Source organism: Enterococcus sp. DIV1224, assembly GCF_050555455.1.
Taxonomy (GTDB): domain Bacteria; phylum Bacillota; class Bacilli; order Lactobacillales; family Enterococcaceae; genus Enterococcus_B; species Enterococcus_B lactis.
Genome location: NZ_CP187859.1, coordinates 2,453,370 through 2,478,514, shown reverse-complemented (window position 1 = coordinate 2,478,514; position 25,145 = coordinate 2,453,370). Strand labels below are relative to the sequence as shown.

23 protein-coding genes and 1 other annotated feature are annotated in these 25,145 nt (G+C 40.2%); of the genes, 21 read left to right on the top strand and 2 right to left on the bottom strand.

The window, feature by feature from the left end:
- Positions 1–36: 36 nt before the first annotated feature.
- From IGK53_RS12200 to IGK53_RS12145, 12 genes are all read left to right on the top strand, one after another.
- The gene (locus tag IGK53_RS12200) at positions 37–564 is read left to right on the top strand and encodes a dUTP diphosphatase (RefSeq protein WP_002293097.1); all 528 of its coding nucleotides are present in this window, start codon (positions 37–39) and stop codon (positions 562–564) included.
- Between the two features lie 62 nt (positions 565–626).
- Positions 627–1,997 carry a DNA repair protein RadA gene (gene radA, locus IGK53_RS12195; RefSeq protein WP_002293096.1) on the top strand — a complete coding sequence of 457 codons (1,371 nt, stop codon included), beginning with the start codon at positions 627–629 and terminating at the stop codon, positions 1,995–1,997.
- A 33-nt stretch (positions 1,998–2,030) separates the two neighbouring features.
- Positions 2,031–3,188, top strand: coding sequence for a PIN/TRAM domain-containing protein (locus IGK53_RS12190; protein ID WP_002287448.1), 1,158 nt, complete (start codon positions 2,031–2,033; stop codon positions 3,186–3,188).
- A gap of 169 nt (positions 3,189–3,357) precedes the next feature.
- On the top strand, positions 3,358–4,818 hold the full coding sequence (gene gltX / locus IGK53_RS12185) for a glutamate--tRNA ligase (RefSeq protein WP_002293095.1): 1,461 nt from the start codon (positions 3,358–3,360) through the stop codon (positions 4,816–4,818).
- Positions 4,815–5,055, top strand: a binding site (T-box leader). It overlaps the preceding gene by 4 nt.
- Before the next feature lie 85 nt (positions 5,056–5,140).
- Complete coding sequence (epsC, locus tag IGK53_RS12180) at positions 5,141–5,677, top strand: serine O-acetyltransferase EpsC (protein WP_002293094.1); 537 nt, start codon at positions 5,141–5,143, stop codon at positions 5,675–5,677.
- Positions 5,674–7,086, top strand: a complete 1,413-nt coding sequence (cysS, locus tag IGK53_RS12175) for a cysteine--tRNA ligase (RefSeq protein ID WP_002293093.1) — start codon at positions 5,674–5,676, stop codon at positions 7,084–7,086. The genes epsC and cysS overlap by 4 nt, the downstream gene beginning before the upstream one ends.
- Entirely contained in the window at positions 7,083–7,478 is a 396-nt protein-coding gene (locus IGK53_RS12170) for a Mini-ribonuclease 3 (protein ID WP_002293091.1), read from the top strand. The genes cysS and IGK53_RS12170 overlap by 4 nt, the downstream gene beginning before the upstream one ends.
- Positions 7,471–8,331, top strand: coding sequence for a 23S rRNA (guanosine(2251)-2'-O)-methyltransferase RlmB (gene rlmB / locus IGK53_RS12165; RefSeq protein ID WP_002293090.1), 861 nt, complete (start codon positions 7,471–7,473; stop codon positions 8,329–8,331). The genes IGK53_RS12170 and rlmB overlap by 8 nt, the downstream gene beginning before the upstream one ends.
- Positions 8,332–8,334: 3 nt before the next feature.
- Positions 8,335–8,865, top strand: a complete 531-nt coding sequence (locus tag IGK53_RS12160) for an NYN domain-containing protein (protein ID WP_002293089.1) — start codon at positions 8,335–8,337, stop codon at positions 8,863–8,865.
- 76 nt (positions 8,866–8,941) lie between these two features.
- Positions 8,942–9,520 (top strand): sigma-70 family RNA polymerase sigma factor, encoded by a 579-nt coding sequence (locus tag IGK53_RS12155; RefSeq protein WP_002293088.1) that lies wholly within the window; start codon positions 8,942–8,944, stop codon positions 9,518–9,520.
- A 114-nt stretch (positions 9,521–9,634) separates the two neighbouring features.
- Positions 9,635–9,880, top strand: coding sequence for a Veg family protein (locus tag IGK53_RS12150; RefSeq protein WP_002287434.1), 246 nt, complete (start codon positions 9,635–9,637; stop codon positions 9,878–9,880).
- A 92-nt stretch (positions 9,881–9,972) separates the two neighbouring features.
- Positions 9,973–10,419 carry a GNAT family N-acetyltransferase gene (locus tag IGK53_RS12145; RefSeq protein WP_002293087.1) on the top strand — a complete coding sequence of 149 codons (447 nt, stop codon included), beginning with the start codon at positions 9,973–9,975 and terminating at the stop codon, positions 10,417–10,419.
- 60 nt (positions 10,420–10,479) lie between these two features.
- Here IGK53_RS12145 and mscL read toward each other — a convergent pair whose 3' ends face one another.
- The gene (gene mscL, locus IGK53_RS12140; protein WP_002293086.1) at positions 10,480–10,941 is read right to left on the bottom strand and encodes a large conductance mechanosensitive channel protein MscL; all 462 of its coding nucleotides are present in this window, start codon (positions 10,939–10,941) and stop codon (positions 10,480–10,482) included.
- Positions 10,942–11,191: 250 nt separating this feature from the next.
- On the opposite strand from mscL, the gene yfmF reads away from it, so the two are divergent.
- From yfmF to rny, 7 genes are all read left to right on the top strand, one after another.
- Complete coding sequence (gene yfmF / locus IGK53_RS12135) at positions 11,192–12,460, top strand: EF-P 5-aminopentanol modification-associated protein YfmF (protein WP_002293085.1); 1,269 nt, start codon at positions 11,192–11,194, stop codon at positions 12,458–12,460.
- Positions 12,453–13,739, top strand: coding sequence for an EF-P 5-aminopentanol modification-associated protein YfmH (gene yfmH, locus IGK53_RS12130; RefSeq protein WP_002293084.1), 1,287 nt, complete (start codon positions 12,453–12,455; stop codon positions 13,737–13,739). The genes yfmF and yfmH overlap by 8 nt, the downstream gene beginning before the upstream one ends.
- A 491-nt stretch (positions 13,740–14,230) precedes the next feature.
- Positions 14,231–15,154 carry a RodZ domain-containing protein gene (locus tag IGK53_RS12125; protein ID WP_002310444.1) on the top strand — a complete coding sequence of 308 codons (924 nt, stop codon included), beginning with the start codon at positions 14,231–14,233 and terminating at the stop codon, positions 15,152–15,154.
- 208 nt (positions 15,155–15,362) lie between these two features.
- On the top strand, positions 15,363–15,941 hold the full coding sequence (gene pgsA, locus IGK53_RS12120; protein WP_002293081.1) for a CDP-diacylglycerol--glycerol-3-phosphate 3-phosphatidyltransferase: 579 nt from the start codon (positions 15,363–15,365) through the stop codon (positions 15,939–15,941).
- Between the two features lie 170 nt (positions 15,942–16,111).
- Positions 16,112–17,353, top strand: a complete 1,242-nt coding sequence (locus IGK53_RS12115; protein ID WP_002293079.1) for a competence/damage-inducible protein A — start codon at positions 16,112–16,114, stop codon at positions 17,351–17,353.
- 108 nt (positions 17,354–17,461) lie between these two features.
- On the top strand, positions 17,462–18,511 hold the full coding sequence (gene recA, locus IGK53_RS12110; protein ID WP_002293077.1) for a recombinase RecA: 1,050 nt from the start codon (positions 17,462–17,464) through the stop codon (positions 18,509–18,511).
- 418 nt (positions 18,512–18,929) lie between these two features.
- Positions 18,930–20,486 carry a ribonuclease Y gene (rny, locus tag IGK53_RS12105; protein ID WP_002287336.1) on the top strand — a complete coding sequence of 519 codons (1,557 nt, stop codon included), beginning with the start codon at positions 18,930–18,932 and terminating at the stop codon, positions 20,484–20,486.
- Positions 20,487–20,564: 78 nt separating this feature from the next.
- Here rny and proC read toward each other — a convergent pair whose 3' ends face one another.
- Positions 20,565–21,371: a pyrroline-5-carboxylate reductase gene (proC, locus tag IGK53_RS12100; protein WP_002293075.1), complete on the bottom strand. Its 807-nt coding sequence runs from the start codon at positions 21,369–21,371 to the stop codon at positions 20,565–20,567.
- A 140-nt stretch (positions 21,372–21,511) separates the two neighbouring features.
- Between proC and mprF the strand changes: the two genes are divergently transcribed.
- Entirely contained in the window at positions 21,512–24,085 is a 2,574-nt protein-coding gene (gene mprF / locus IGK53_RS12095) for a bifunctional lysylphosphatidylglycerol flippase/synthetase MprF (protein WP_002293074.1), read from the top strand.
- A gap of 153 nt (positions 24,086–24,238) precedes the next feature.
- Positions 24,239–25,090, top strand: a complete 852-nt coding sequence (ispE, locus tag IGK53_RS12090; RefSeq protein ID WP_002293073.1) for a 4-(cytidine 5'-diphospho)-2-C-methyl-D-erythritol kinase — start codon at positions 24,239–24,241, stop codon at positions 25,088–25,090.
- Positions 25,091–25,145 lie beyond the last annotated feature (55 nt).

Here is a 25,145-nt window from a genome sequence, read left to right as displayed (position 1 = left end):
TTAGAATAGGAGTAGTTTATTTAGGGAGGAAAACCGGTGAGAAAAAGAGGATTTGAAGTTATTTCTAAATATAAAGAGCAAAATATCAATCTACCGCAGCGCGCTACACATCATGCTGCTGGCTATGATTTTGAAGCAGCAGAAGAGGTCGTGATTCCAAGTATCTGGAAAGCAGGCTGGAAAAAAGGATTGGAAACAATCGCAGATACATTGAAAAAAGACGTATCAGAAAATGAAAAACAGTTGAAACCGATCCTCGTACCTACTGGGATCAAAGCCTACATGGGAGAAGATGAATTTTTGCAGCTTGCTAACCGTTCAAGCAATCCGTTGAAGCGGTTTTTAGTGTTGACGAACGGCGTGGGTGTGATTGACAGCGATTATTACAATAATGAGGCAAATGAAGGCCATATCATGTTCCAATTCACCAACTTTGGTTTCAAGGATGTAGTGATCAAAAAAGGTGAGCGTATCGGTCAAGGGATCTTCTTGCCATTTTTAAAAGCAGATCAAGATCAAACGACTGCTCAACGTCAAGGCGGATTTGGTTCTTCCAGTAAATAAAACGATAAAGAAATTTAAGCTTGATTTAATGTCTCATGGTTAGAATAAAAGGAGGCGGTACAATGGCAAAAAAATCAAAAGTACAATTTGTTTGCCAAAATTGCGGGTATGTGTCGCCTAAGTTCTTGGGACGCTGCCCAAATTGCGGAAAATGGAATACGATGGTCGAAGAAATCGAACAAGATACAACAGACCGCAGAACGCGAACAAGTTTGACAGGAGAAAAAGCGAAACCAACAAAAATAGCAGACGTCGTCCCTAAAAAAGAACCTCGGGTCAAAACGAAATTAGAAGAACTGAACCGTGTGCTAGGTGGAGGTGTGGTACCGGGATCCATGGTCTTGATCGGTGGTGATCCAGGTATTGGTAAATCCACTTTGCTATTACAAGTTTCTCAGCAATTAGCAGCCATAGGCGGGAAAGTCTTGTATGTATCCGGCGAAGAAAGCGCAGAACAGATAAAATTACGCGCGGAGCGCCTCGGAAGTATCAACACAGAATTTTATCTATACGCTGAAACAGATATGAATGAAATCAGTCGTGCCATCGAACATATCTCCCCTGATTATGTTATTATTGATTCCATCCAAACGATGACGCAGCCAGACATCACAAGTGTGGCAGGAAGCGTCAGCCAAGTAAGAGAAACCACTGCAGAATTACTCAAAATCGCTAAAACAAATGGGATTGCCATCTTTATCGTCGGTCATGTTACGAAAGAAGGTTCGATCGCCGGTCCAAGAATGTTAGAGCATATGGTGGATACAGTGTTATATTTTGAAGGTGAACAACATCATAGTTTCCGAATTTTACGAGCGGTAAAAAACCGATTTGGCTCAACGAACGAGATTGGGATTTTTGAAATGCATGAGCATGGATTGGAAGAAGTCGCTAACCCTTCACAGATTTTCTTAGAGGAACGCCTAGACGGTGCGACTGGCTCTGCTATCGTTGTAGCAATGGAAGGAACACGTCCAATTTTGGTAGAGATCCAAGCATTAGTCACACCTACTATGTTCGGAAATGCTAAGCGAACAACAACAGGTCTTGATTTCAATCGTGTATCTCTGATCATGGCAGTGCTGGAAAAAAGAGCTGGACTACTTCTTCAGAATCAAGATGCTTACTTAAAAGCTGCAGGTGGGGTAAAATTAAATGAACCAGCGATTGATTTAGCTATCGCTGTCAGTATTGCTTCAAGCTACAAAGAAAAAGGAACACAGCCGACGGAATGTTTCATCGGTGAAATCGGACTGACTGGAGAAATCAGACGTGTCAGTCATATTGAACAACGGGTCAAAGAAGTCCAAAAACTCGGCTTCACAAAAGTTTACCTGCCTAAAAACAACTTAGGCAACTGGGAAGCGCCAAAAGGAATCGAGATCGTTGGAGTAGCAACTTTGGCTGAAACGTTGAAGCGTGTGTTCCGCTAAATAATAAATGATTGTCGAAACGGAGGAAAAACGATGCAAAAACGTGTCATTACGTTGCTGATGATCATTGTCGGCGCAAGCTTGGGTATTTCATTTTTACCCTCAGCTTGGCAGGCAATTGGTCAACAGTCAAATGGGTGGCTGAATAATACATTTACCAACAGCTTGTTAGGCGCACTTATTTTCTTTTTATTATCTTTGCTGTTGGCCAAACATATCTCAGCTATTATCAAACAAGTAGAACAAAAACTAAGCGAGGTCAGTTTGACTTATCTTCTCTTCGGTGCGATCGGTGCGATCATCGGATTGACTTTGGGCGTTGTGATCTCAACCCCTCTTTACAATATGGAAATTCCATTCGTCAATAGTGTATTGCCGATTTTACTGATGATCATCTTAGGTTATCTGGGATTGAGAATGGGAACGACACGAATCGAAGAATGGAAGAAAGTCTTTGGTTCACGAAGTAAAAAAATCGAGCAAGAAACAGCTAGCCAAGTGGAGAGCCAACTGTTAGAACGAAAATCAGGAGAAAATTTCCATAAATATAAAATCTTGGATACAAGCGTGATCATTGATGGTCGGATTTATGATATTACAAAGACTGGATTCTTAGAAGGAACCTTGATGATCCCTAATTTTGTTCTTTACGAACTACAATACATCGCGGACTCAGGGGATAGTTTGAAACGTGTGCGTGGTCGTCGCGGATTAGATATCTTGAATGCTTTGCAAAAAGAAGAAGGTATATCTGTCGAAATGTATGATGGAGACTTTGAAGATATCAGCGAAGTAGACAGCAAATTGATCAAATTAGCCAAGCTTTTAGACGGTGTCATCGTAACCAATGACTATAACTTGAATAAAGTCTCTGAATTCCAAAATGTACCTGTTCTTAATATCAATGCGTTGGCAAATGCCGTGAAACCAGTCGTCATTCCTGGCGAAACGATGAATGTTCTAGTAGTAAAAGCTGGGACAGAACGCCAGCAAGGGGTAGCCTACCTTGATGACGGCACGATGGTTGTCGTAGAAGATGGACAGCATTACATGAATGAACGTATCGAAGTCGTTGTGACAAGCGCTCTTCAAACAGCCGCTGGACGCATGATCTTTGCTAAACCTGCCCATGCAGGACGAGGGATCGACAATAAAAAAGAGACAGAGAAAAAGACAAAACAATCAAAATAAAAAAGAAATTCAGCCAACTGGTAAGGAAATTCAACCAGTTGGCTTTACTATTTACCTTAGAAAAGGTAAAATTTGTGCTGAGTGGCTTTAAATAAATGATATTTGAGAAGCCGTAACTGACGGAATTTTTACTGTTAGTCAAAGTCTAGTTTGAAAGAAGAGGAAGAAAATGACGAAAGTACGCGTACGCTATGCACCAAGTCCAACTGGGCACCTGCATATTGGAAATGCAAGAACTGCATTGTTCAATTATTTGTTTGCCCGCCACAATGATGGAGACTTTATTATTCGTATTGAGGATACTGACCAAAAACGTAATATCGAAGATGGCGAAAAAAGCCAGTTGGAAAACCTTGCTTGGTTGGGAATGGATTGGGATGAATCTCCTGAAAATCCTGGAGAATACGGCCCTTACCGTCAATCTGAACGTAAAGAAATCTATCAACCGCTGATTGATCAGTTACTTGCTAGCAATCGAGCATACAAATGCTATTGCACAGAAGAAGAATTAGAAGCAGAACGGGAAGCACAACGCGCAAGAGGAGAAATGCCTCATTACGCAGGAACATGTGCGAACTTGACACCTGAAGAACAAGCAGAAAAAGAAGCACAAGGTCTAGAATCTGTTGTACGTTTCCGTGTGCCTCGCAATACAGAATACGCATTTACAGATATGGTAAAAGGCGCTATTTCGTTCGAATCCGATAATATCGGCGGCGACTTTGTCATCCAAAAACGCGATGGTATGCCAACCTATAACTTTGCTGTTGCGGTCGATGATCATTTGATGAAAATCACTCACGTTTTACGTGGAGATGACCATATTGCCAATACACCAAAACAACTGATGATCTATGAAGCATTTGGCTGGACGCCACCAACATTCGGACATATGACGTTGATCATCAACAGTGAAACAGGCAAAAAACTAAGCAAACGTGACGAATCAATCTTACAATTTATCGAACAATATCGCGAATTAGGTTATTTACCAGATGCAATGTTCAACTTTATCGCATTATTGGGCTGGTCACCTGTGGGCGAAGACGAAATCTTCGAACACCAAGAATTGATCAAAATGTTCGATCCAAAACGCCTAAGTAAATCACCCGCAGCTTTCGATGCGAAAAAACTGCAATGGGTAAACAACCATTACATCAAAGCAATGGATCTAGATGCATTTACTGACATGTGTCTGCCTTATCTAATCGCTGATGGTCGTGTAGCAGAAAACCCAGATGAAAAGACAATCGAATGGGTGAAGAAGATCGTTAGCCTGTATCAACCTCAAATGAGCTATGCTGCAGAAATCGTTGATCTGTCTACGCTATTTTTCAATGAACATCCTGTATTGAATGAAGCAGCAAAAGAAGTACTTGCTGGTGAAACAGTTCCTACTGTTCTCCATGCATTTAAAGCACAGCTAGAACAAATGGAAGTAGTAGATGCTCCAACTGTAAAAGCTGCCATCAAAGCTGTTCAAAAAGAAACTGGCGTAAAAGGGAAAAATCTTTTCATGCCGATCCGTGTAGCTGTATCAGGACAAATGCATGGCCCAGAATTGCCTGAAACGATCGAATTGCTTGGTCGTGAAAAATCATTAGCACATTTAAATCAAGTACTGAACTAAACACGATGAACAGAAAAAAGTAAGCAGCTGATCATTACAAGAGAGATACCGGGTGGTGCAAGGTATCAATGAATGGTTGCCGAAATGCCTCTGGGAGTGGTCTTGGCGAAAATACAGAAAACAGGAGAAACTGTTTTACAGGAAACGAAGTAGCCAAGAACGTATAACAGGCGTTAGCTGTCAGAGATAATCGTTGATTATGAAGAAAAGTGGAACCACGCGGAAAGCGTCTTTTGATAAGGAAACTTATTTAAAAGGCGCTTCTTTTCTTTATAAGAAGCTGTTTTCCTACATAAAATACTTACGAAAGGAGTGGAAAGTCATGAGTTGGTTTGCCCGAGCGATTGATGCAGCAAAGAGAAACGATCCGGCTGCACGTTCGACAGCGGAGATCGTTTTGACCTATCCTGGCTTTCATGCCTTGTTTTGGCATCGTTTCTCTCATTTTTTATATCAGCATCGGCTCTTTTTATTGGCGAAGATCAATGCTCAATTTTGGCGTTTCCTGACAGGTGTTGAAATCCATCCAGGAGCAACGATTGGAACAGGTGTATTCATCGACCATGGAATGGGAATCGTCATTGGCGAAACTGCAGAAATCGAGGATGATGTGATTTTGTTCCATGGCGTAACATTAGGCGGTACGGGAAAAGAAACAGGTAAAAGACATCCAACGGTCAAACAAGGAGCCATGCTCTCTGCGAATGCGCAGATATTAGGACCGGTAACGATCGGAAAAAACGCAAAAATCGGTGCAGGTGCCGTTGTGTTGAAAGATGTTCCAGACGATGCTACAGCGGTAGGAGTACCAGCAAAAGTCGTTCGAATCAAAGGAGAAAAAGTGAGGAGATCAGAATGATAAAAATCTACAATACATTGACCAGAAAAAAAGAAGAATTCATTCCTATACAAAAGGGACATGTCGGTATGTATGTCTGCGGACCGACTGTGTATAATTATATCCATATCGGAAATGCTCGTAGTACCATTGCTTTCGATACGATTCGACGCTATTTTGAATATCGAGGCTATAAAGTCGATTTTGTATCGAATTTCACGGATGTAGACGATAAAATCATCCGTACAGCAAACGAATTAGGCATCACAGCACCAGAAGTCGCTGATCGTTTCATCCGAGCATTTGAAGAAGATACGAAAGCGTTGAATGTCGAGCCTGCTACACTGCATCCCAGAGTCATGGACCATATGCCAGATATTTTAGCATTTATTCAAGTGTTGGTTGAAAAAGGCTATGCTTATGAATCTTCAGGTGATGTGTATTACCGTACCCGTAAATTTGAAAACTATGGGAAATTAAGTGACCAATCCATCGATGAATTGGAAGTCGGCGCAAGTCAGCGTACTGGTGAAGAACAGCAGCAAAAAGAAGACCCATTAGATTTCGCTTTGTGGAAACAAGCAAAACCAGGCGAGATTTCTTGGGATTCACCATGGGGCAAAGGACGTCCCGGTTGGCACATCGAATGTTCCGTCATGGCAACAAAACATTTAGGCGAAACGATCGATATCCATGGTGGCGGGCAAGATTTGGAATTTCCTCATCACGAAAATGAAATCGCACAAAGTGAAGCGAAAACAGGGAAAAAATTCGCTAATTACTGGATGCACAATGGCTATGTAACGATTGGCGAAGACGATGAAAAAATGAGTAAATCTCTAGGGAATTTCATCACTGTGCATGAAATGATCCAAAACGTCGATCCACAAGTCTTGCGCTTCTTCATGGCGACCACACAATACCGTCGTCCGATCCGTTACAGTGAAACGACGATGAAAGAAGCAGCCACCAATTTACAACGACTGAAGAATACGTTTGACAATTTGAAATTCCGCCAAGAAACTGCCTCAGAGAATTTGGCAGATGATGCGGATAAAATCGCTTTGTTAGAAAATTTGGAACAGCGATTCATCGAAGAAATGGACGATGATTTTAATGCAGCAAATGGGATCACAGTGGTCTATGAGCTTGCTAAATGGCTGAACACTTATCTAGACCAGCCGGAAGTTTCTGCCGCTGTCTTGGCACAGGGAGAAGCTTTATTCTCGCAATGGCTTTCGATCTTCGGTATTTTATTTACAGCAGAAGAATTATTGGATGAAGAGATTGAACAATTGATCGAAGAACGAAATCAAGCAAGAAGCAATCGTGATTTTGCCCGAAGCGACGAAATCCGTGATTTGTTGAAAGAAAAAGGGATCTTATTAGAAGATACACCCCAAGGAACCCGATGGAGAAGAGAAGCATGAGAGATTACACACAATTGAACGGTTTAGCCTTGGCTTACGTGGGAGATGCGATTTACGAAATCTATGTTCGCGACCACCTGATCGATCAAGGAGAAACAAAACCCAATAAGCTGCATCGTGCGGCAACGAATTATGTTTCTGCGAATGCACAAGCTTTTTTGATTCAGCAAATGCTGGAGGAACATCTTTTGACAGAAGAAGAAGAGCTTTATTATCGCAGAGGAAGAAATGCCAAAAGCCATACGAGTGCAAAAAATGCTGACGTTACGACTTACCGGGTCGCAACAGGGTTCGAAGCACTGATGGGTTATCTGCATTTGACAAAACAAACCGAGCGGATGGAAGAATTGATCCGCTGGTGTATTCAGAAAGTTGGTGAAAAAAATGGGTAAAGAAAGAACAAACAAACATCAATCGAAACGTGGATTTGAAGACAAAAAACAAAATAGATATCCAAATAAAAAGCAAACTGGACGAAATCAGTCAGTTTCTGATCAAAATGAAGAAGCATTAGAAGATAATTTCGTCTTTGGACACCATGCCGCAGTAGAAGCGCTACAACAAGGGCGAGGGAATAAACTCTTTCTTCAAGAAGATTCACGAGGAGAAAAAGTAGAAGAACTGAAAGAAATCGCACGTGAGCAAGCTGTACCGGTCAAATGGGTCCCTAAACAAAAATTAGAAACTTTGAGCAATCATGGCGTGCATCAAGGAGTCGTTCTTGCGATTACACCTTATGAATATTTATCCCTTGACCAACTGATTGAACGAACAAAAGAGAAAAAAGAAGACCCCTTCTTTTTGATTTTGGATAGTATCGAAGATCCACACAATTTTGGGTCGATTTTACGGACAGCAGACGCAAGTGGCGTTGATGGTGTGATCATACCAAAACACCGAGCAGTTGGAATCACGCCTATCGTAACAAAGACTTCCACTGGTGCAGTGGAATATGTGCCTGTTGCACGTGTGACGAATTTGGTACAAGCTGTGCAACAGCTCAAAGAGATAGGATTTTGGGTATTTGGCACAGATATGACCGGCACAAACTTCCAAAAATGGAATGCCAAAGGATCCATTGCTTTAGTCATTGGTAATGAAGGCAAAGGAATGAGTCCAGGATTGAAAAAAGAAATGGATGAATTACTGACGATTCCAATGACTGGGCACGTCCAAAGTTTAAATGCCAGTGTTGCTGCTGGATTGCTGATGTATCAGGCTTTTTCCCAACGTCAGGGGGAGTAGGTCATGAAAAAACAGCTGTTGATTGTAGATGGCTACAATATGATCGGTTCGTGGCCGGAACTGGTCCAGCTTAAAAAGCAGGACAAAATGGCAGATGCAAGAGAAGCTCTTTTGCATCGTTTATCAAATTATGCGAAATATGAAGGACTGGAAGTCATCGTTGTCTTCGATGCTCAATTAGTACCGGGCATCCAGCAAAATTATAGGAAATATCAGTTGGATGTTGTTTTTACGAAAGAAGATGAAACGGCTGACAGTTATATCGAGAGAATCGCTGGGCAGCTGAATGATCGTTTGACACAAGTAACAGTGGCGACAAGCGATCTAGCAGAACAGTGGATGATTTTTTCTCAGGGGGCGTTGCGAACTTCTGCTTACGAGTTATATAAAACGATTAAAAAAACGGAAAAAACAATAGCCCAAGAAAATAAAGATATGCATTTTGTTGATTTTCGACGTAATTCTCCGTGGAATGAAGAGCAGTTAAAAAAATTGTCCCAAAAATTGGACGATTTAATGAGAAAAAATAAATAACATATCGTTCTAATCAGTTCGATGAATCATTGATGATAAGATTCCTCCATAAACGAATTTATGGAGGAATTATTTTATGTCTGAGGAGTTATTGCGCGCTGCACGTAATGGTGACGAAGAAGCATTTGCTGCCCTGTATCAAAAATATTTTCCACTCTTACTACGTTTGAAAAACACTTACTATTTAAGAAATTATGTTACTGAGGATTGGGAACAAGAAGCGAGGATCGCTTTATATCAGGCATTGAGAACTTACGAAAAAAGCAAAGGAGTCAGCTTTGGAAGTTATTATAAAAGTATCATAAGCAATCAAATTTATTCTTTATTGAGAAAACAGAACGCGCTGAAGCGCCGTGACCAAAAAGACGAAGTCTCGATCGACCAAAAAATAGAGACAGAAGGACCAGATTTTTTAGCAGAGATCACCTTGCAGGAACCTTTAGCGATTCAGCATCTTTTGTTAAAAGAAGCAATCGAAAATTGCGAGATCCGATTTTCAAAAAAAGAAGCACAAATTTTTCATTATTACATGCAAGGGGTTGATTTTGCGGAGATGGCTGAATGTTTGTCAATGGATCACAAGCAAGTGATGAGTGCATATGGAAGGGTAAAACTCAAAATAAAAAAACACTTAAAATTTTATAATGAGGAATAATTTAGAAAAATCTTAATGAGCTTCTTACTTATTTTTATTGCATTTCTTTTTTTTTTATGGTAAACTTGAAAATTTTAAAAATATGTGGTATAGTTAGCAGTAGAGGTGAACTGTATGCCAACAACTTTAGCTTCAATCAAGAAAGATTTAGAAGGTCGTATCGGCAGCCCAATCATGTTGGTTGCTCAGACAGGAAGAAAGCGTCAAACAGAACGCCGCGGCGTTTTAACAGAAACCTATCCTTCAGTATTCGTTGTTGACTTGGATCCTGAAGAAAATTCTTTTGAACGAGTATCTTACAGCTATTCAGATGTACTTACTCGGACAGTTGAGATCGAATTTTTAACTGAAGCAGTTTAAAAAGCAAACGAGCCTGAGATTCGTAAGGTTCGTTTGCTTTTTTGTGTATGAATCGGTATGCTAATAATAAAAAAGTAGGAGGCGTTTACTTAGTGGAATACCAGGTAAAGAAATTTGAAGAATTGTCGACAGCAGAGTTTTATGCAATCGTCAAAGAACGGATTGCAGTCTTTGTTGTGGAGCAACAGTGCCCTTATCAAGAAGTTGATGATATCGATGGACAAGCTTGGCATACGTATTTCCAAGATACTGATGGGAAGATCCTTGCCTACACGCGGGTATATGAAGAAGCAGAGTGCATCCATTTTGGTCGCGTTCTTGTTCATCAAAATAACCGTAAAGACGGTTTAGGAAGAAAGATTGTCCAAGAAACGATCAACATGATCCAGAAAAAATTTCCAGAAAAACCAATTGTGATCGGTGCACAAGAATATCTACAGGCCTTTTATGAGTCTTTTGGATTCAAGGCAATCTCAGATGTGTATTTGGAAGATGATATTCCGCATATCGACATGAAAAAAGAACAGGTAACAAGTTAAGAATCTAAAAAAAGAAAGCCGACACTGAAAATCGGCTTTCTTTTTTTTTTAGATTCTTCATTATTTAGAAGTATCTGAAAGATTTGTTTGCTCTACCGGATGCGTATTGTCTTCTGCCACTTGTTTGGCAAGAAGATCGCGTATGTCACTAAGATAATCTTCTGCAGTAGGTGTTTCTTCTACTTCTTCTTCTGCTTCTTTGGCGCGTAATTTCTTCGCACGGTTTGCCGCTTTGACAACTAAGAATAAGACAAAACCAGTAATCAGGAATGTAATGATAGCACTAATAACGTTACCAAACGCAAATGTGACACCTTTTGTCGGCGACCAGTCAAGAATTGAAAGTGCTCCTTCTAAATCAGAAGTTCCTGTGATCATAGCGACAATCCAACCAATTAGCGGAGTGATTAATCCTTGTACCACTTGGTTTACGATACTTGTAAACGCACTCCCGATAACAACACCGACAGCAAGATCCAAGACATCACCACGCATGATGAACTCTCTGAATTCTTTGATCATGAATGACCCTCCCTTCTTTTGTATGTCTTTAGTATATCGAAAAATAAAAAATAAAAAAACGATATACGCTTTTAGCCGTCTGTCCCTTTTGATAAAAAACTTCTATGCTATACTATAAAGTGTAACATCATTTAGAAAAATCGGCGAATTGCCTGTACTTATATATTTCAAGCAGATGCATAAGTAAAAAAGGCCGATTGTCCTACTAAAAGAGTAAGAGGCAATCATCTATGAAAAGGAGCATATAAATATGGTGTATCAATTGGCAGAAGGCGTGAATCTTCATGTCTTACCAACAAAACAATACAAAACGATTCGGATTTTTATCCGTTTTACTGCACGTCTGCAACAAGAAGTCATTACAAAACGTTCACTACTCAGCAGTATGCTGGAAACAAATAGTTTGAATTATCCGGATCAGACAAAGTTAAGTGCGAAACTTGCTGAGCTTTATGGTGCAAGCTTCGGACTATCAGTAAGGAAAAAAGGGAACTTGCATTGGCTAAACGTAGGAATCAGCTTTGTGAACGGCGAATATGTCAATGATCCGAACCTTTTCTCTCAAGCGGTGGATTTTTTAAAAGAGGTTTTATTTTATCCAAATATCAAAAATCAACAGTTTGATCAGTTGACGTTTGACTTGGAAAAGAACAATCTGCGTCTCTATTTGGAAAGTTTGAAGGAAGATAAACAAACTTTTGCTTCCTATGCACTGCAAGAACTTTATTTTGAAAACAGCCCGGAACAAAAAATTCCAAGTTTAGGCGTAGTGGAAGAAATAGACAAGATCACTGCTCGTTCGCTAGCGGCTTACTATCAAGAAATGATGGCGAACGATCAAATTGACATTTTTGTTGTCGGCGATGTTGATCCGGACAAAGCAGCCGAAGCTGTGGGGCAATTACCATTTGAGCCGCGTGAAACAGCTCATCCAGAATTGTTTTATACCCAGCCTCAAGTGAATATCGTCAAGGAACGACAAGTCCGTGAGCCAATCGTTCAAGCAAAGCTGAATCTAGCTTATCAGACAAATGTGTATTATGATGAGCCAGAACGTTTTGCGCTAATGGTCTTCAACGGTTTATTTGGCGGGTTTCCTCACTCCAAACTGTTCATGAATGTGAGAGAGAAAGAAAGTCTAGCTTATTATGCCTCTAGCAGTGTGGATACATTCCGAGGGTTCATGAGTGTCCAGACCGGTATCGATGAAAAAAACCGAAATCAAGTACTTCGCCTGATTCACGAGCAATTAGAAAGCTTGCGAAACGGTGAAATAACAGATTTGGAACTAGCTCAGACAAAAGCGATGCTAAGAAACCAATACCTGCTTTCTCTAGACTCTCCGCAAGCGGCAATTGAAGCTTCTTTTTTGGATAGCTGGCTGCCGGAAACAAAATTATCTGATGAAGAATGGTTGAAACGTATGGAGAGTGTAACGATCAAAGAGATACAACAAGTAGCTGAGCAAATCGAATTGCAAGCAATCTTCTTTTTAGCAGGAGGAAATGCAAATGAATAAAACAGAATATGAGCAAATCAATGAAACGCTTTATCATGAAGTACTACCAAACGGTTTGACCGTGTATTTGTTACCTAAAAACGACTATCACAAGACATATGGTTTGTTCAGTACGAATTATGGTTCGATCGATAACGAATTTATTCCCTATGGTGAAAAAGAAAAAGTGAAAGTCCCAGATGGCATCGCTCATTTCTTAGAACACAAGCTGTTTGAAAAAGAAGACGGCGATGTTTTTCAATTATTTGGACAGCAAGGTGCTTCCGCTAATGCTTTCACGAGTTTTACGAAAACTAGTTACCTGTTCTCTACGACTGATCAGGTAGAACAGAATCTGACGACACTGATCGACTTCGTACAAGCACCTTACTTTACAGAAGAAACTGTAAACAAGGAAAAAGGAATCATCGGTCAGGAAATCCAAATGTATGAAGACGACCCTAACTGGCGGATGTTTTTTGGTATACTAAATAACTTGTATCCTGCACACCCGTTGCATATCGATATTGCGGGCACGGTTGAAAGTATCGACAAAATCACAGCTCAAGACTTGTATACGTGCTATCGGACGTTTTATCAGCCAAGCAATATGGTTTTATTTGTAGTTGGTAAGATGGAGCCTGAGAAATTGATGAAACTTATTCGGGAAAACCAAGAAGCAAAAAATTTCCCGCCAAAGCAAGAAATTGTACGTTATTTCCCAGAAAACACAAAAGAAATCATCAAACAAAGTGCATTGGAAGCAGCCATTACACGAGATAAATTTGTACTTGGTATTAAAGGATTAGACACATTGCCGCAAGAAGGAACAGAACTACTACGTTATAAAACAGCTATCAATCTGTTGTTCCAAATGATTTTAGGTAATACTTCTCGAAACTATCTAGCTATGTACAATCAAGGAATTATCGATGACAGCTTTGGTTTTGAATTCAGCTTGGATCGTGAATTTCACTTTGCGGACTTCAGCGGAGATACGGATGAACCAGAGAAAGCAGCAGAAAAAGTCAAAGAAATCATTCTTGGATTCGCTGATGATCCTGAAGTGTCAGAAATGAATCTCGATTTGCTGAAGAAGAAAATGCTTGGACAATATTTCCAATCATTGAATTCAATCGAATATATTGCTAATCAATTTACGCAAAGTTTATTTGGTGATCGAACATTATTTGATCTTCCTGAAATCATCGATTCGATCCAAATGAAAGACGTACTGGCAGCTGGAGAAGCATTTATAAGTGAAGAGGCCTTCAGTGAGTTTTATATGAGACCAAAATAAACCAGTATTTTATGGAGAAAAGTCTTAAATTTCGTTTTAGACTTGTAGCAGGAACCTCCTCCAAAACCAGCTTTTATGGTATTCTTAGATGTGTTGGAAATATTAATGAGAAAATAAAACAAATCATGCTCTCTTTTAATCAACTTATATTAAAATAAAATCAAACGAAGTAATCAAAGAGGTTGTGACAGAAGTGGTCAGCTTCAAGAAATAAGAAGGAATTTACGAAAATTGCTTCTCAAATTTTTGTGATATTTCGGCTTATTGCCGAAGAAGCTACTTCTGGAACACCGTTTAAGAAAGAGGTCGTGAGCCTGCCGTTCAGCTCCGAGTCATAAGGAACAAGTTCACAAAACAGCTGCTCATGTTTTATGGATATTGTGACTTTTGACCGAGGAATTGGCAGGAGAACGCCGTTTATTCGGAAAAAGGAGCTGTGACACGACTTTTGTCACAGCCCCCAAACATAACGTCTTTCATTGCAACAGCAGATGCTTCGGAGAATCAAACAGACTGGAGAAGATGAACGAGTGGCTTTTGAAACCATCGGAGAAAAATTACGGCAAGCACGCCTGAATAAAAAGATATCTTTAGATGAATTACAGCAGATTACAAAAATTCAAAAACGTTATTTGGAAGCAATCGACAATGATGATTTTGATCAATTGCCTGGTAAGTTTTACGTACGGGCGTTTATTAGGCAATATGCTGAAGCTGTAGGAGAAGATGGAGACCATTTAGTCGATGTTTTTGATGGAAAAAGCAAATTGACAGGATCGGTCCCTGAACGTCCGCAGCCTGAAACAGTAAGTACTTCCAGAAAAGCAATACATCAAGAAGAATCGCATCCAAGTCGTTTTTGGACAAGTCTTCCTGTCATTTTATTAGGATTGGTTGCTTTGGCGATCGTCGTTGTCGTAGGCTATATGACTTGGCAAGATCGTCAAGCTGATCCAATAATCGGCGATACAGCTTCTTCGCTCAAAGTAGAAGGATCAGTCGAGGAGTCCTCTTCCTCAGAGCAAAGCACGCAGACCCAAGAGTCTTCTACAGTAGAGTCAACAACAGAATCAAGTGAAGAAAAGAAAATGGCAATAGCTGCAGGAGAGGATTCCGGTAGTGCCATCGCAGTAAATATTACAGATGCTACCAAGCCTGTCACTCTTGAGTTTACCGCTGTCAATCGTGTGTGGATCGGTGTACTAGTAGACAATGCTTATGTTTATCAAGGCACACTGGCAGCAAATGAAACACAAAGTACCGTGTTACCGGAAACAGCGGCCAATGCGACCATTACGATCGGTGCAGCAAGCAATGCGACGATCAAAGCGAATGGAGAATCCGTACCAGTTAATCCAGGGGAAAACAATCAGAGTCCTAAAAATGTGAACCTGACTCTCCAATACGCAGAGTGATCGTACAAATGAGTTTATTCATCTATTTACTTGTAGGCATAAAAAAGAAGGATCGTGACAAATCTGTGTCGCGGTCCTTCTTCGTTATTTCCAAAAGATCAATTTCAATAAAAATGCTCCGTTGAATAAATTCGTTCGGAAAAGTAAATAATATCGGTGGAAACTTCGCGGATAGTCACGTAGAATAGGGAAGAAAGGAGTCGATAATGTGAATTTACCAAATAAATTAACTGTACTTAGAATTTGTATGATCCCGATTTTCATTTTGGTTGTAGGATTACCGTTAGATTGGGGACAACTTAACGTAGGGGACACCACACTGGCTGTTACGCAGCTAGTAGGCGCAGTTATTTTTGCATTAGCCAGCATCACAGACTGGTTAGACGGAAAAATTGCCCGTGCACGAGGTCTTGTCACTAACTTTGGCAAGTTTGCGGACCCACTGGCAGATAAAATGCTAGTTATGACCGCTTTTATCATGTTGGTTGACCAGGGAAAGGCCCCAGGTTGGGTAGTCGCGATTATTGTCTGCCGCGAATTAGCCGTCACAGGCTTACGTTTACTACTTGTCGAACATGGAGAAGTCATGGCTGCTGCTTGGCCGGGAAAAGTCAAGACGGCTACACAAATGGTTGCTATTATCTTGCTGTTTATCAATAATATCCCATTCAATCTGATCGGTATTCCAGTAGACCAAATCATGCTTTATGCTTGTCTGATCTTTACTATCTATTCAGGTGCGGATTACTTCATCAAAAATAGCGGCGTGTTCAAAGGATCAATGTAGGTATTGTTTTGTGGATGGTCAGATTCGTCGGTTCTTGATAAAGCGAAAATAATTTGATCATATAATGAAAAAAGAACTGGGGAGAGGCTGGTCCATGGATCAGCCTTGCCCTCTTTTTAAATAAAAAAATATATAAGTACAGCGTATACTATATAAGGGAGCGGGAAGTAATGAAAGCAGAAATAATAGCTGTCGGAACAGAACTTTTACTAGGACAAGTCGTGAATACGAATGCCACTTTCTTGTCAGAACAGCTAGCTGATCTAGGTATCGAAGTTTATTATCAGACAGTCGTAGGAGATAATCAGCAGCGTTTAGAAGAGTTGATTGCTCTAGCTGAAACAAGAAGTGAACTCATACTCTTATGTGGCGGATTAGGGCCGACAGAAGATGACCTGACAAAAGAAGCAACTGCGGCTCACCTCGGTAAGTCTCTCATACAAAATACGGAAGGATACAAAAAATTATTGGCATATTTTGAAACAACCCATCGAAAAATGACCAAAAACAATCTGCAACAGTCTCAAATCATCGAAGGCGGGGTTCCTCTACCAAATCGTACAGGGCTTGCTTTAGGGACTTTTTATCAAACAGATACACATGCATATATCCTTCTTCCCGGTCCGCCTAATGAGTTGAAACCAATGTTTGTGGAACAAGTACGTCCTTTACTAGAGGAACGTTTTCCTTCTGAAGAAAAACTGATTTCTAAAGTTTTGCGCTTTTATGGGATTGGTGAATCGCGACTGGTCACTGAACTAAAAGATCTGATTGAAACACAGATCAATCCAACGATCGCTCCTTATGCCAAACCAAATGAAGTGACATTGCGTCTAACAGTGAAAACAAAGGATGTTCAGGCAGGAAATCAAGCTCTTTTAGCATTGGAAGAAAAGATTCAAGAACGAGTAGGAGAATATTTTTATGGATATGGCGATGATAATTCGTTAGCAAAAGTCGTAGTGGAACTGCTGAAAGCAAACAAGCAGACTGTAACAGCGGCGGAAAGCTTGACAGCCGGTGCCTTCCAAGCCGCATTGGGCGATATTGCTGGTGTATCTGATGTATTTCCAGGCGGCTTCGTTACCTACTCGCTCCAAACAAAAGCTGGTTTTCTGGAGATTGATCCGGAGCTATTAGCAGAATATGGAACAGTCAGCAAAGAATGTGTGGAGCAGATGGCCATTCAAGCACGTGAGATAGCAAGAACAGATTACAGTGTAGCTTTCACCGGAGTGGCTGGACCGGACATGTTAGAAGGTCACCCTGCAGGAACAGTATGGATCGCTATTTCATCTAAAGATGGCGTGGTTTCAGAAAAATATCATTTTGCCAGAGACCGTGCGGCTATCAGATATAATGCGGTTATGCAAGGATTTGATCTTTTGAGAAAACAGCTTTTAAGAAAATGATAAATGCGAATATTTGTTCGGTTTTTTCTTGCTTTTTATTACTAAAAACGATATGATAAGGATAATGAAATGTTGCTCTGATTTGTAAATATAAGGAGGATTATCGTATTGGCAGATGATCGTAAAGCAGCCCTAGATGCTGCACTGAAAAAAATTGAAAAGAGCTATGGTAAAGGCTCTATTATGAAATTGGGCGAAAAAATCGACCAACAAATCTCTACAATTCCAAGTGGCTCTCTTGCGTTAGATGTCGCTTTAGGTGTCGGCGGTTACCCCCGTGGACGTATCATCGAAGTATATGGACCTGAAAGTTCAGGTAAAACAACAGTGGCGCTACATGCTATTGCAGAAGTACAAAAAAATGGCGGAACGGCCGCTTTCATTGACGCTGAGCATGCGTTAGATCCGCAATATGCACAAAAATTAGGTGTGAATATCGATGAACTACTTCTTTCACAGCCTGACACAGGAGAACAAGGTCTGGAGATCGCTGATGCTTTAGTATCAAGTGGGGCTGTAGATATCGTAGTAGTCGATTCAGTTGCTGCTTTAGTTCCACGAGCAGAAATCGACGGCGAAATGGGTGACTCACATGTCGGGTTACAAGCACGTTTGATGTCTCAAGCATTGCGTAAACTCTCTGGTTCGATCAACAAAACAAAAACAATCGCTATTTTCATCAACCAAATCCGTGAAAAAGTAGGCGTGATGTTTGGGAATCCAGAAATCACTCCTGGAGGACGCGCATTGAAATTCTACGCAACGATCCGTTTAGAAGTACGTCGTGCAGAACAATTGAAACAAGGAACAGATATTGTTGGTAACCGTACAAAGATCAAAGTCGTAAAAAACAAAGTAGCACCTCCTTTCAAAATCGCTGAAGTAGATGTCATGTATGGTTTAGGGATCTCACAAGAAGGAGAACTTCTAGATATGGCAGTAGAAAAAGACATCGTTGATAAAAGCGGTGCTTGGTACTCTTATAAAGAAGATCGGATTGGCCAAGGACGAGAAAATGCTAAAATCTATATGGCTAATCATCCTGAAATGATGGCAGAAGTTTCTGCTCTAGTTAGAGCAGCTTATGGCATTGGTGAAGAAGTGGCTGTCCCAGAAGATACAAAAGGCCAAGAAGAATTACCTTTAGAAGAAGAATAATAAACAACATAAATAAAAACGGCTGGTCTGAAGAGTAGATACTCTCCTTGACCTGCCGTTTTTTTATTGAATAAAGAACAAAGAAATCTTGAGTTATTTAATCATACGAGTAGCTACATAAAATAAAAAATATCTATTCGACTACAAAAAGTAATTTAGTGAAAAAGTTTCTCAACTTAAAGGTTTACCTATATGAAACTAATGTCATTTATTCTAAAAACCACCGTTTAATGAATAATCAGAAAGCCGTTTCTTTGTTTATTTAAAGTTGACACTACGGGGTACAAACATTAGAATAAAGTTGTGCATGTTTTTTGTACACATATATGCGAAGATGCATATTGACAAGTTTAGAATAATTTATCATAGAAGCTGTATAGATGATAAAAATGAAAAAGATAGTATGGAGGTGGATTTTATGGTATTCAACATTCTCCTCGCTATCATCGGTTTAATTGTCGGTCTTGGTTTAGGGTTTATGGTCGCAAAGTCACGTCACGAGAAAGAAATAGCTGGTGCACAATCATCAGCTGCTGGGATCATCGATAGTGCAAAAAAAGAAGCAGAAACTCTAAAAAAAGAAGCATTGTTAGAAGCTAAGGAAGAAAATCAGAAATACCGTTCTGAAGTTGAAAGTGAGCTGAGAGAAAGTAAGTTAGAATTAAAATCTCAAGAGAATCGTTTGATTCAACGCGAACAAACGCTGAATCGTAAAGATGACTCGTTAGAAAAACGCGAGAACTCACTTGAAAGTAAAGAAGAAGCACTTAGTTCAAAACAGCAATTAATTGAAGAGCGAGAAAAAGACGTTGAAAAAATGATTGAAGATCAACAAAAAGAACTAGAAAAAATTGCTGGTTTATCAAAAGAGGACGCACGAGATGTCATCATGAAATCGACTGAAGAAGAGCTGAATCATGAGTTAACTCTAATGGTAAAAGAATCTGAACAGCGTGCCAAAGAAGAAGCAGATCGCAAAGCGAAAAACTTATTATCATTAGCGATTCAACGCTGCGCAGCAGATCAAGTTTCAGAAACGACTGTTTCAGTCGTTACCCTTCCGAATGATGAAATGAAAGGTCGTATCATTGGACGAGAAGGTCGTAATATTCGAACGCTTGAGACACTGACTGGTATCGATTTGATCATCGATGACACACCTGAAGCAGTTGTTCTTTCCGGATTTGATCCAATCCGAAGAGAAATCGCACGAATGACCTTGGAAAAACTGATACAAGATGGACGAATCCATCCAGCACGAATCGAAGAAATGGTCGAGAAATCTCGTAAAGAAATGGATGAACGTATTCGTGAATACGGGGAAGAAGCAGCATTTGAAGTCGGTGCCCATACACTTCATCCAGATTTAATCAAGATCATCGGACGTCTGAGATTCAGAACTAGTTACGGACAAAACGTCTTGAAGCATTCGGTCGAAGTTGCAAAATTAGCTGGTATCTTAGCAGCAGAACTTGGCGAAGATATCCAATTAGCAAAACGTGCCGGATTGCTCCATGATATTGGAAAAGCACTTGACCATGAGATTGAAGGATCTCACGTTGAGATCGGTGCGGAATTAGCTGCCAAGTACAAAGAAAACCCAGTAGTCATCAACGCAATCGCTTCTCACCATGGCGATGTGGAAGCGACTTCTGTTATCTCTGTCCTTGTAGCTGCAGCAGACGCGCTTTCTGCAGCAAGACCTGGTGCGCGAAGTGAATCATTGGAAAACTACATCCGTCGTTTAAGAAGTCTGGAAAATATTTCGAACAGCTTCGCCGGTGTAGAATCAAGTTACGCAGTTCAAGCTGGACGCGAAGTTCGGGTAATGGTCAAACCAGAAGAAATCTCGGATCTGGACGCTGTTCGTTTAGTACGCGATATCCGTAAACGAATCGAAGAAGAGCTGGATTATCCTGGACATATCAAAGTAATCGTTATTCGGGAAACTCGCGCAACTGATTATGCTAAATAAGAGTAAACAAAAAAGAAGAGTCGCGGCAAAAGTCGCAGCTCTTCTTTTTTTGTAAGGCACGAAAAAACATTGCTATTATTAGTATTTATTCAACATCTCAAGATCTTTCTCGATCGTCGTATTGATTCCTTTGATGATTGCTGGGATGAATCCTGCTTCTTCTAGGGCAACTACACCGGCAACGGTCGTACCACCAGGAGAAGAAACTTGGTCTACAAGTTCCCATGGATTTTTATCACTTGAAAGGAATTTTTGACAAGAACCCATGATTGCTTTTGCAGCAATTTCAGTTGCTGTTTGTTTGGACAAACCATTTAATACACCAGTCCGTCCCATCGCATCGATCAGCATATAAATGAATGCGGGCGAGCTGCCAGCAAGGCCGATGAATGTACTGAAATCTGCTTCTGCTAAAGGATAGACGCTACCGATTGCTTCAAAAATTATCGTGGCTTGTTGAAGCTGTTCCTCCGTGGCAGCTTCATTTTTGCAAATCGCAGAAACGCCTGCTCCTACGCTGACATTGACATTCGGCATCACTCGTACGATGGAGGCCTGAGGATCTTCAAGCGCTGTTTCTAAATCTGTTAATGATTTTCCTGAAGCAATAGAAATGAATAAGACCTTCTGGCTGTATTCTTTTAGTTCTTTCAATACTTTTTCAATGATTTTTGGTTTCACGGCTAAAAGAACGATATCTGATTTTGATGCAACTTCCTGGTTGCTTTTGCACGCATGGACGCCAGTTTCAGCAGCGAATGTTTGTGCATTTTCAAAATGACCACTGGAAACGAACACTTCTTCTTTCGAGACTGTTCCTGTTTTCAATAAACCATCAATAATAGCTTGTGCCATATTCCCTGTACCGATAAATCCTACTTTCATGTTATCCTCTCCTTTAGCATTAGGATATCTTTCTTTTTCTGTGATCGCAAGCAAAGAACAGGTCTAAAGTGGAAAAATTAAAATAAATAAGATAACATTGGGGTATAACACAAAAGTATACAAGTTAGGAATGGGAAAATGTGAAAAATAAACGATACTTGATGCTGCAATGGATAAAGGAACATAGTCTGATTTTAAAATTGATTTTTTTCGGCTCCGTGTTAGTCTTTGTGGCAAATCAAGTCGCAAATATTGCTAATGGCATGAGTTGGCAAGATATTTGGCAAAGGATGGGACAACAAAGCCATATGACGATCCTGCTCATGATTCTGGCTGGACTGCTGGGTGTCACTCCGATGTTGTTGTATGATTGGGTGACGATCAGAGTCTTAGAAAAACAAGGAAAACCAAAAATGGAAAGAAAAGAGTTTCTTCTTGCTGCGTGGGTAACAAACACGATCAACAATCTCGCCGGTTTTGGTGGTTTGGTAGGAGCCAGTCTTCGGGCTAGTTTTTATGGAAAGCAGACAAATAGGAAAATGGTTTTAGTGACTGTTTCAAAAGTCGCACTATTTATGCTGACTGGTTTGTCTGTATGGTCGTTTCTTACATTTATTGATGTCTTTTTTATTCAGTCAGAAAGTATTTTTCGGAGCTATTGGATCTGGCTTTTCGGCGGTAGTTTTTTAGCGCCAGTCATTTTCTTTTTTGCTTACCTAAAGAGAAAGACCTTGTTCTCTGAGTTTTATCCAAAAGGCTTGCTTGGTCTGCTACTGGCATCCTTTGGACAATGGACGGGGGCACTTGCAGTATTTCTGACTATCGGCAAGTTGATGAGAATAGATATTTCCATGTTTTCGATCTATCCTATGTTCATGATTGCGACGCTGATAGGAATGTTGACAATGGTCCCAGGTGGAATGGGGACTTTTGATGTTTTGATGATCTTAGGAATGAGTCAATTGTCTGTTCGGCAAGACGTAGCAGTAGTTTGGTTGTTATATTATCGGTTGTTTTATTATGTCCTGCCTTTTTTGACGGGACTTCTATTGTTCATCACACATACAGGAGTCAAAATCAATCGATTTTTAGATAATATACCGCGATTATTTTTCCAAAAGGTTGCGCATATCGTGCTCGTAAGTGCTGTATATTTTGCAGGGATCATGATGGTACTCCTGTCAACGATCACTAATCTGTCTGCAATCAGTCGGCTGTTTCAGGTATTATTGCCGTTCTCGTTCAACTTTTTAGACCAGACATTGAACCTATTAGTGGGCTTTTTATTGCTCGGTCTTGCTCGAGCACTTTCAGTAAAAGTCAAAAAGGCATTTCTGCCTACGATCGCTTTACTAGCTTTTGGTATTTTAAATACGATCACACGTACATTATCTTGGCAATTGTTATTGGTATATGTCTTGATTCTATTGGCTGTGTGGTTATCTAGAAAAGAATTTTATCGAACAAAATTCGTTTATTCTTGGGGAGCTATACTCTTTGATGCTAGCTTGTTCGGTTTCTTGTTTATTGTTTACGCAATTGCAGGTTATCATAGTGGACGCTTTTTAGTTGGACGGATAACAGGTAACCATTTTATTTTGTTTCCTTCAGATGATGTGTGGTTCTCAGGGCTCATTGGTTTGGGCATCTCATTGCTAGCTTTAGTGGCGCTTTATCAATACTTAGCAGAAGATACTACGACGCTTGGCATTGAGTACGAAAAAGAACGTTTTGACCGTTTATTGGAAACATATGGAGGCACAGCTACAAGCCATCAGCTTCGCTTGCCAGGATACAGTTATTTTTATTACCAAAAAGACGACCAAGACCAAGTCGTTTTTGGCTATCAAATCAAAGGGAACAAATGCTTTGTTTTAGGAGATCCAATTGGTAATCCCAAAATGATGCGGGCAGCAACGAATCAGTTCATGAAACGAGCAGATTGTTTAGGTTATCAGCTTGCTTTTTATAAGATATCAGAAAGCTACGTAGTGATGCTTCACGAATTGGGCTTTCATTTCACGAAAGTAGGTGAAGCAGGAATTGTTGATCTAGCGACAGAAGACTTGTCTCGGCTGAGTCAGCAACTTGAATATCAACGTTTGATGAAAGAAGGATACCATTTCACTTGGTACGACCAACTACCAGAAGAATTACATCAAGCTGTAAATGAAGTTTCACAAAAATGGCTTCACGGGGCACGAGAAAAATACTTTTCTGTGGGACGATTTGATGAATCCTATGTATTGTCTAGTGGCGTCGGTATTGTCCGTAAAGATCAAAAAGTCGTAGGCTTCATCACCGCTCAACCGATGACGAAAGAACAAGCGGGGTATGATTTGCTGCGAATCTTGCCTGAAGAGCCTGAAGAATTAGCGGATTATCTATTAGCTAATTTGTTCATTGTATACGAGAAAATGGGCTATCTGGAAGCAAATCTAGGATTAGCTCCTTTAGCAAATGTTGGAGAAACAGATTTTTCTTTCTTTCAAGAAAAAGTCATGCATATCGTATATAATTATGGTAATTTTTTCTATTCCTTCCAGTCTGCTTATGAAAAGAAATTAAAATATGTCGATCATTGGGAAGGTCGCTACTTTGCATATCGGAAAGGAAGTAATTTCGGATTTGCTACCATGCAGCTGCTCAGTCTGATAGGGAAAGAAAAAGGAAATGTGCCGAGTTTGGCAGAAGAAGTGCTCACAGAATTATAAGAATCACTAGAGTTTATTTGAATTATGAAGAGAAAATTCTATGAAAGCTGTTGAAACGATGACAAAATCAACAGCTAAGCGGACATAAGCTATACTTTTATTTTTCCCTATGATAGAATACTTGCGACTTAGACTTTTCGAATGGGTGAGAGGATGGAATTGATTGAAAAAGCGCCAGCCAAGATAAATTTAGGACTGGATGTATTATATAGACGGCAAGATGGGTATCATGAGTTGGAAATGGTGATGTCGAGCGTAGACTTGGCAGATCATCTATTTTTTGAAGAAATAGCAGAAGACAAAATCATTGTAGAAACAAATAAAGCATTTTTACCGGTAGATGAGCGTAACAATGTTTATCAAGCTGCTTTATTATTAAAAAACAAATACAATATCAAAACCGGTGTCAAGATCTTTGTTAAGAAGAATATTCCAGTAGCCGCTGGATTAGGCGGAGGAAGTACAGACTGTGCAGCTGCTTTAAGAGGGATCAACCAATTATGGAATCTAGGTTGTTCATTAGAAGAGCTAGCAGAGATCGGTTTGGAAGTTGGTACAGACGTTCCTTACTGTGTATATGGAAGTACGGCTTTTGTCGGAGGTAAAGGGGAAGAAATCCAAGTATTACCTTCTATGCCGCAGTGCTGGGTTGTGTTGGTCAAACCAAGAATGAGTGTTTCCACACGTACAGTGTTTAGGGAAGTAGATACGCAAGCTATCCAACATCAAGATATCCACGGACTTGTTGAAGCCATCCGAGAGCAAGATTATCAGCAGATGATCAAAAAAATGGGAAACAGTTTAGAAGATGTCACGGGAAACCGGCATCCAGTCATCCATCAAATCAAAGAGCGTATGGTCAAGTACGGAGCAGATGCTGCATTGATGAGTGGAAGCGGACCAACCGTTTTTGCCTTGTGCCAACATTATTCAAGAGCGCAGAGAGTATATAATGGGTTAAAGGGTTTTTGTGAAGAAGTTTATTTAGTACGAACCTTGCAATAAAAATAGAAGAAGTAAAACAGATAAGAAAAGACTGAGGAGTCCTAAAATGGGATTC

What these genes read in the sequence shown, in the direction of transcription:
- radA (WP_002293096.1), top strand. Translation starts at nt 627, where the DNA reads ATGGCAAAAAAATCAAAAGTACAATTTGTTTGCCAAAATTGCGGGTAT.
- IGK53_RS12190 (WP_002287448.1), top strand. Translation starts at nt 2,031, where the DNA reads ATGCAAAAACGTGTCATTACGTTGCTGATGATCATTGTCGGCGCAAGC.
- gltX (WP_002293095.1), top strand. Translation starts at nt 3,358, where the DNA reads ATGACGAAAGTACGCGTACGCTATGCACCAAGTCCAACTGGGCACCTG.
- epsC (WP_002293094.1), top strand. Translation starts at nt 5,141, where the DNA reads ATGAGTTGGTTTGCCCGAGCGATTGATGCAGCAAAGAGAAACGATCCG.
- cysS (WP_002293093.1), top strand. Translation starts at nt 5,674, where the DNA reads ATGATAAAAATCTACAATACATTGACCAGAAAAAAAGAAGAATTCATT.
- IGK53_RS12170 (WP_002293091.1), top strand. Translation starts at nt 7,083, where the DNA reads ATGAGAGATTACACACAATTGAACGGTTTAGCCTTGGCTTACGTGGGA.
- rlmB (WP_002293090.1), top strand. Translation starts at nt 7,471, where the DNA reads ATGGGTAAAGAAAGAACAAACAAACATCAATCGAAACGTGGATTTGAA.
- IGK53_RS12160 (WP_002293089.1), top strand. Translation starts at nt 8,335, where the DNA reads ATGAAAAAACAGCTGTTGATTGTAGATGGCTACAATATGATCGGTTCG.
- IGK53_RS12155 (WP_002293088.1), top strand. Translation starts at nt 8,942, where the DNA reads ATGTCTGAGGAGTTATTGCGCGCTGCACGTAATGGTGACGAAGAAGCA.
- IGK53_RS12150 (WP_002287434.1), top strand. Translation starts at nt 9,635, where the DNA reads ATGCCAACAACTTTAGCTTCAATCAAGAAAGATTTAGAAGGTCGTATC.
- mscL (WP_002293086.1), bottom strand. Translation starts at nt 10,941, where the DNA reads ATGATCAAAGAATTCAGAGAGTTCATCATGCGTGGTGATGTCTTGGAT.
- yfmF (WP_002293085.1), top strand. Translation starts at nt 11,192, where the DNA reads ATGGTGTATCAATTGGCAGAAGGCGTGAATCTTCATGTCTTACCAACA.
- yfmH (WP_002293084.1), top strand. Translation starts at nt 12,453, where the DNA reads ATGAATAAAACAGAATATGAGCAAATCAATGAAACGCTTTATCATGAA.
- IGK53_RS12125 (WP_002310444.1), top strand. Translation starts at nt 14,231, where the DNA reads ATGCTTCGGAGAATCAAACAGACTGGAGAAGATGAACGAGTGGCTTTT.
- IGK53_RS12115 (WP_002293079.1), top strand. Translation starts at nt 16,112, where the DNA reads ATGAAAGCAGAAATAATAGCTGTCGGAACAGAACTTTTACTAGGACAA.
- rny (WP_002287336.1), top strand. Translation starts at nt 18,930, where the DNA reads ATGGTATTCAACATTCTCCTCGCTATCATCGGTTTAATTGTCGGTCTT.
- proC (WP_002293075.1), bottom strand. Translation starts at nt 21,371, where the DNA reads ATGAAAGTAGGATTTATCGGTACAGGGAATATGGCACAAGCTATTATT.
- ispE (WP_002293073.1), top strand. Translation starts at nt 24,239, where the DNA reads ATGGAATTGATTGAAAAAGCGCCAGCCAAGATAAATTTAGGACTGGAT.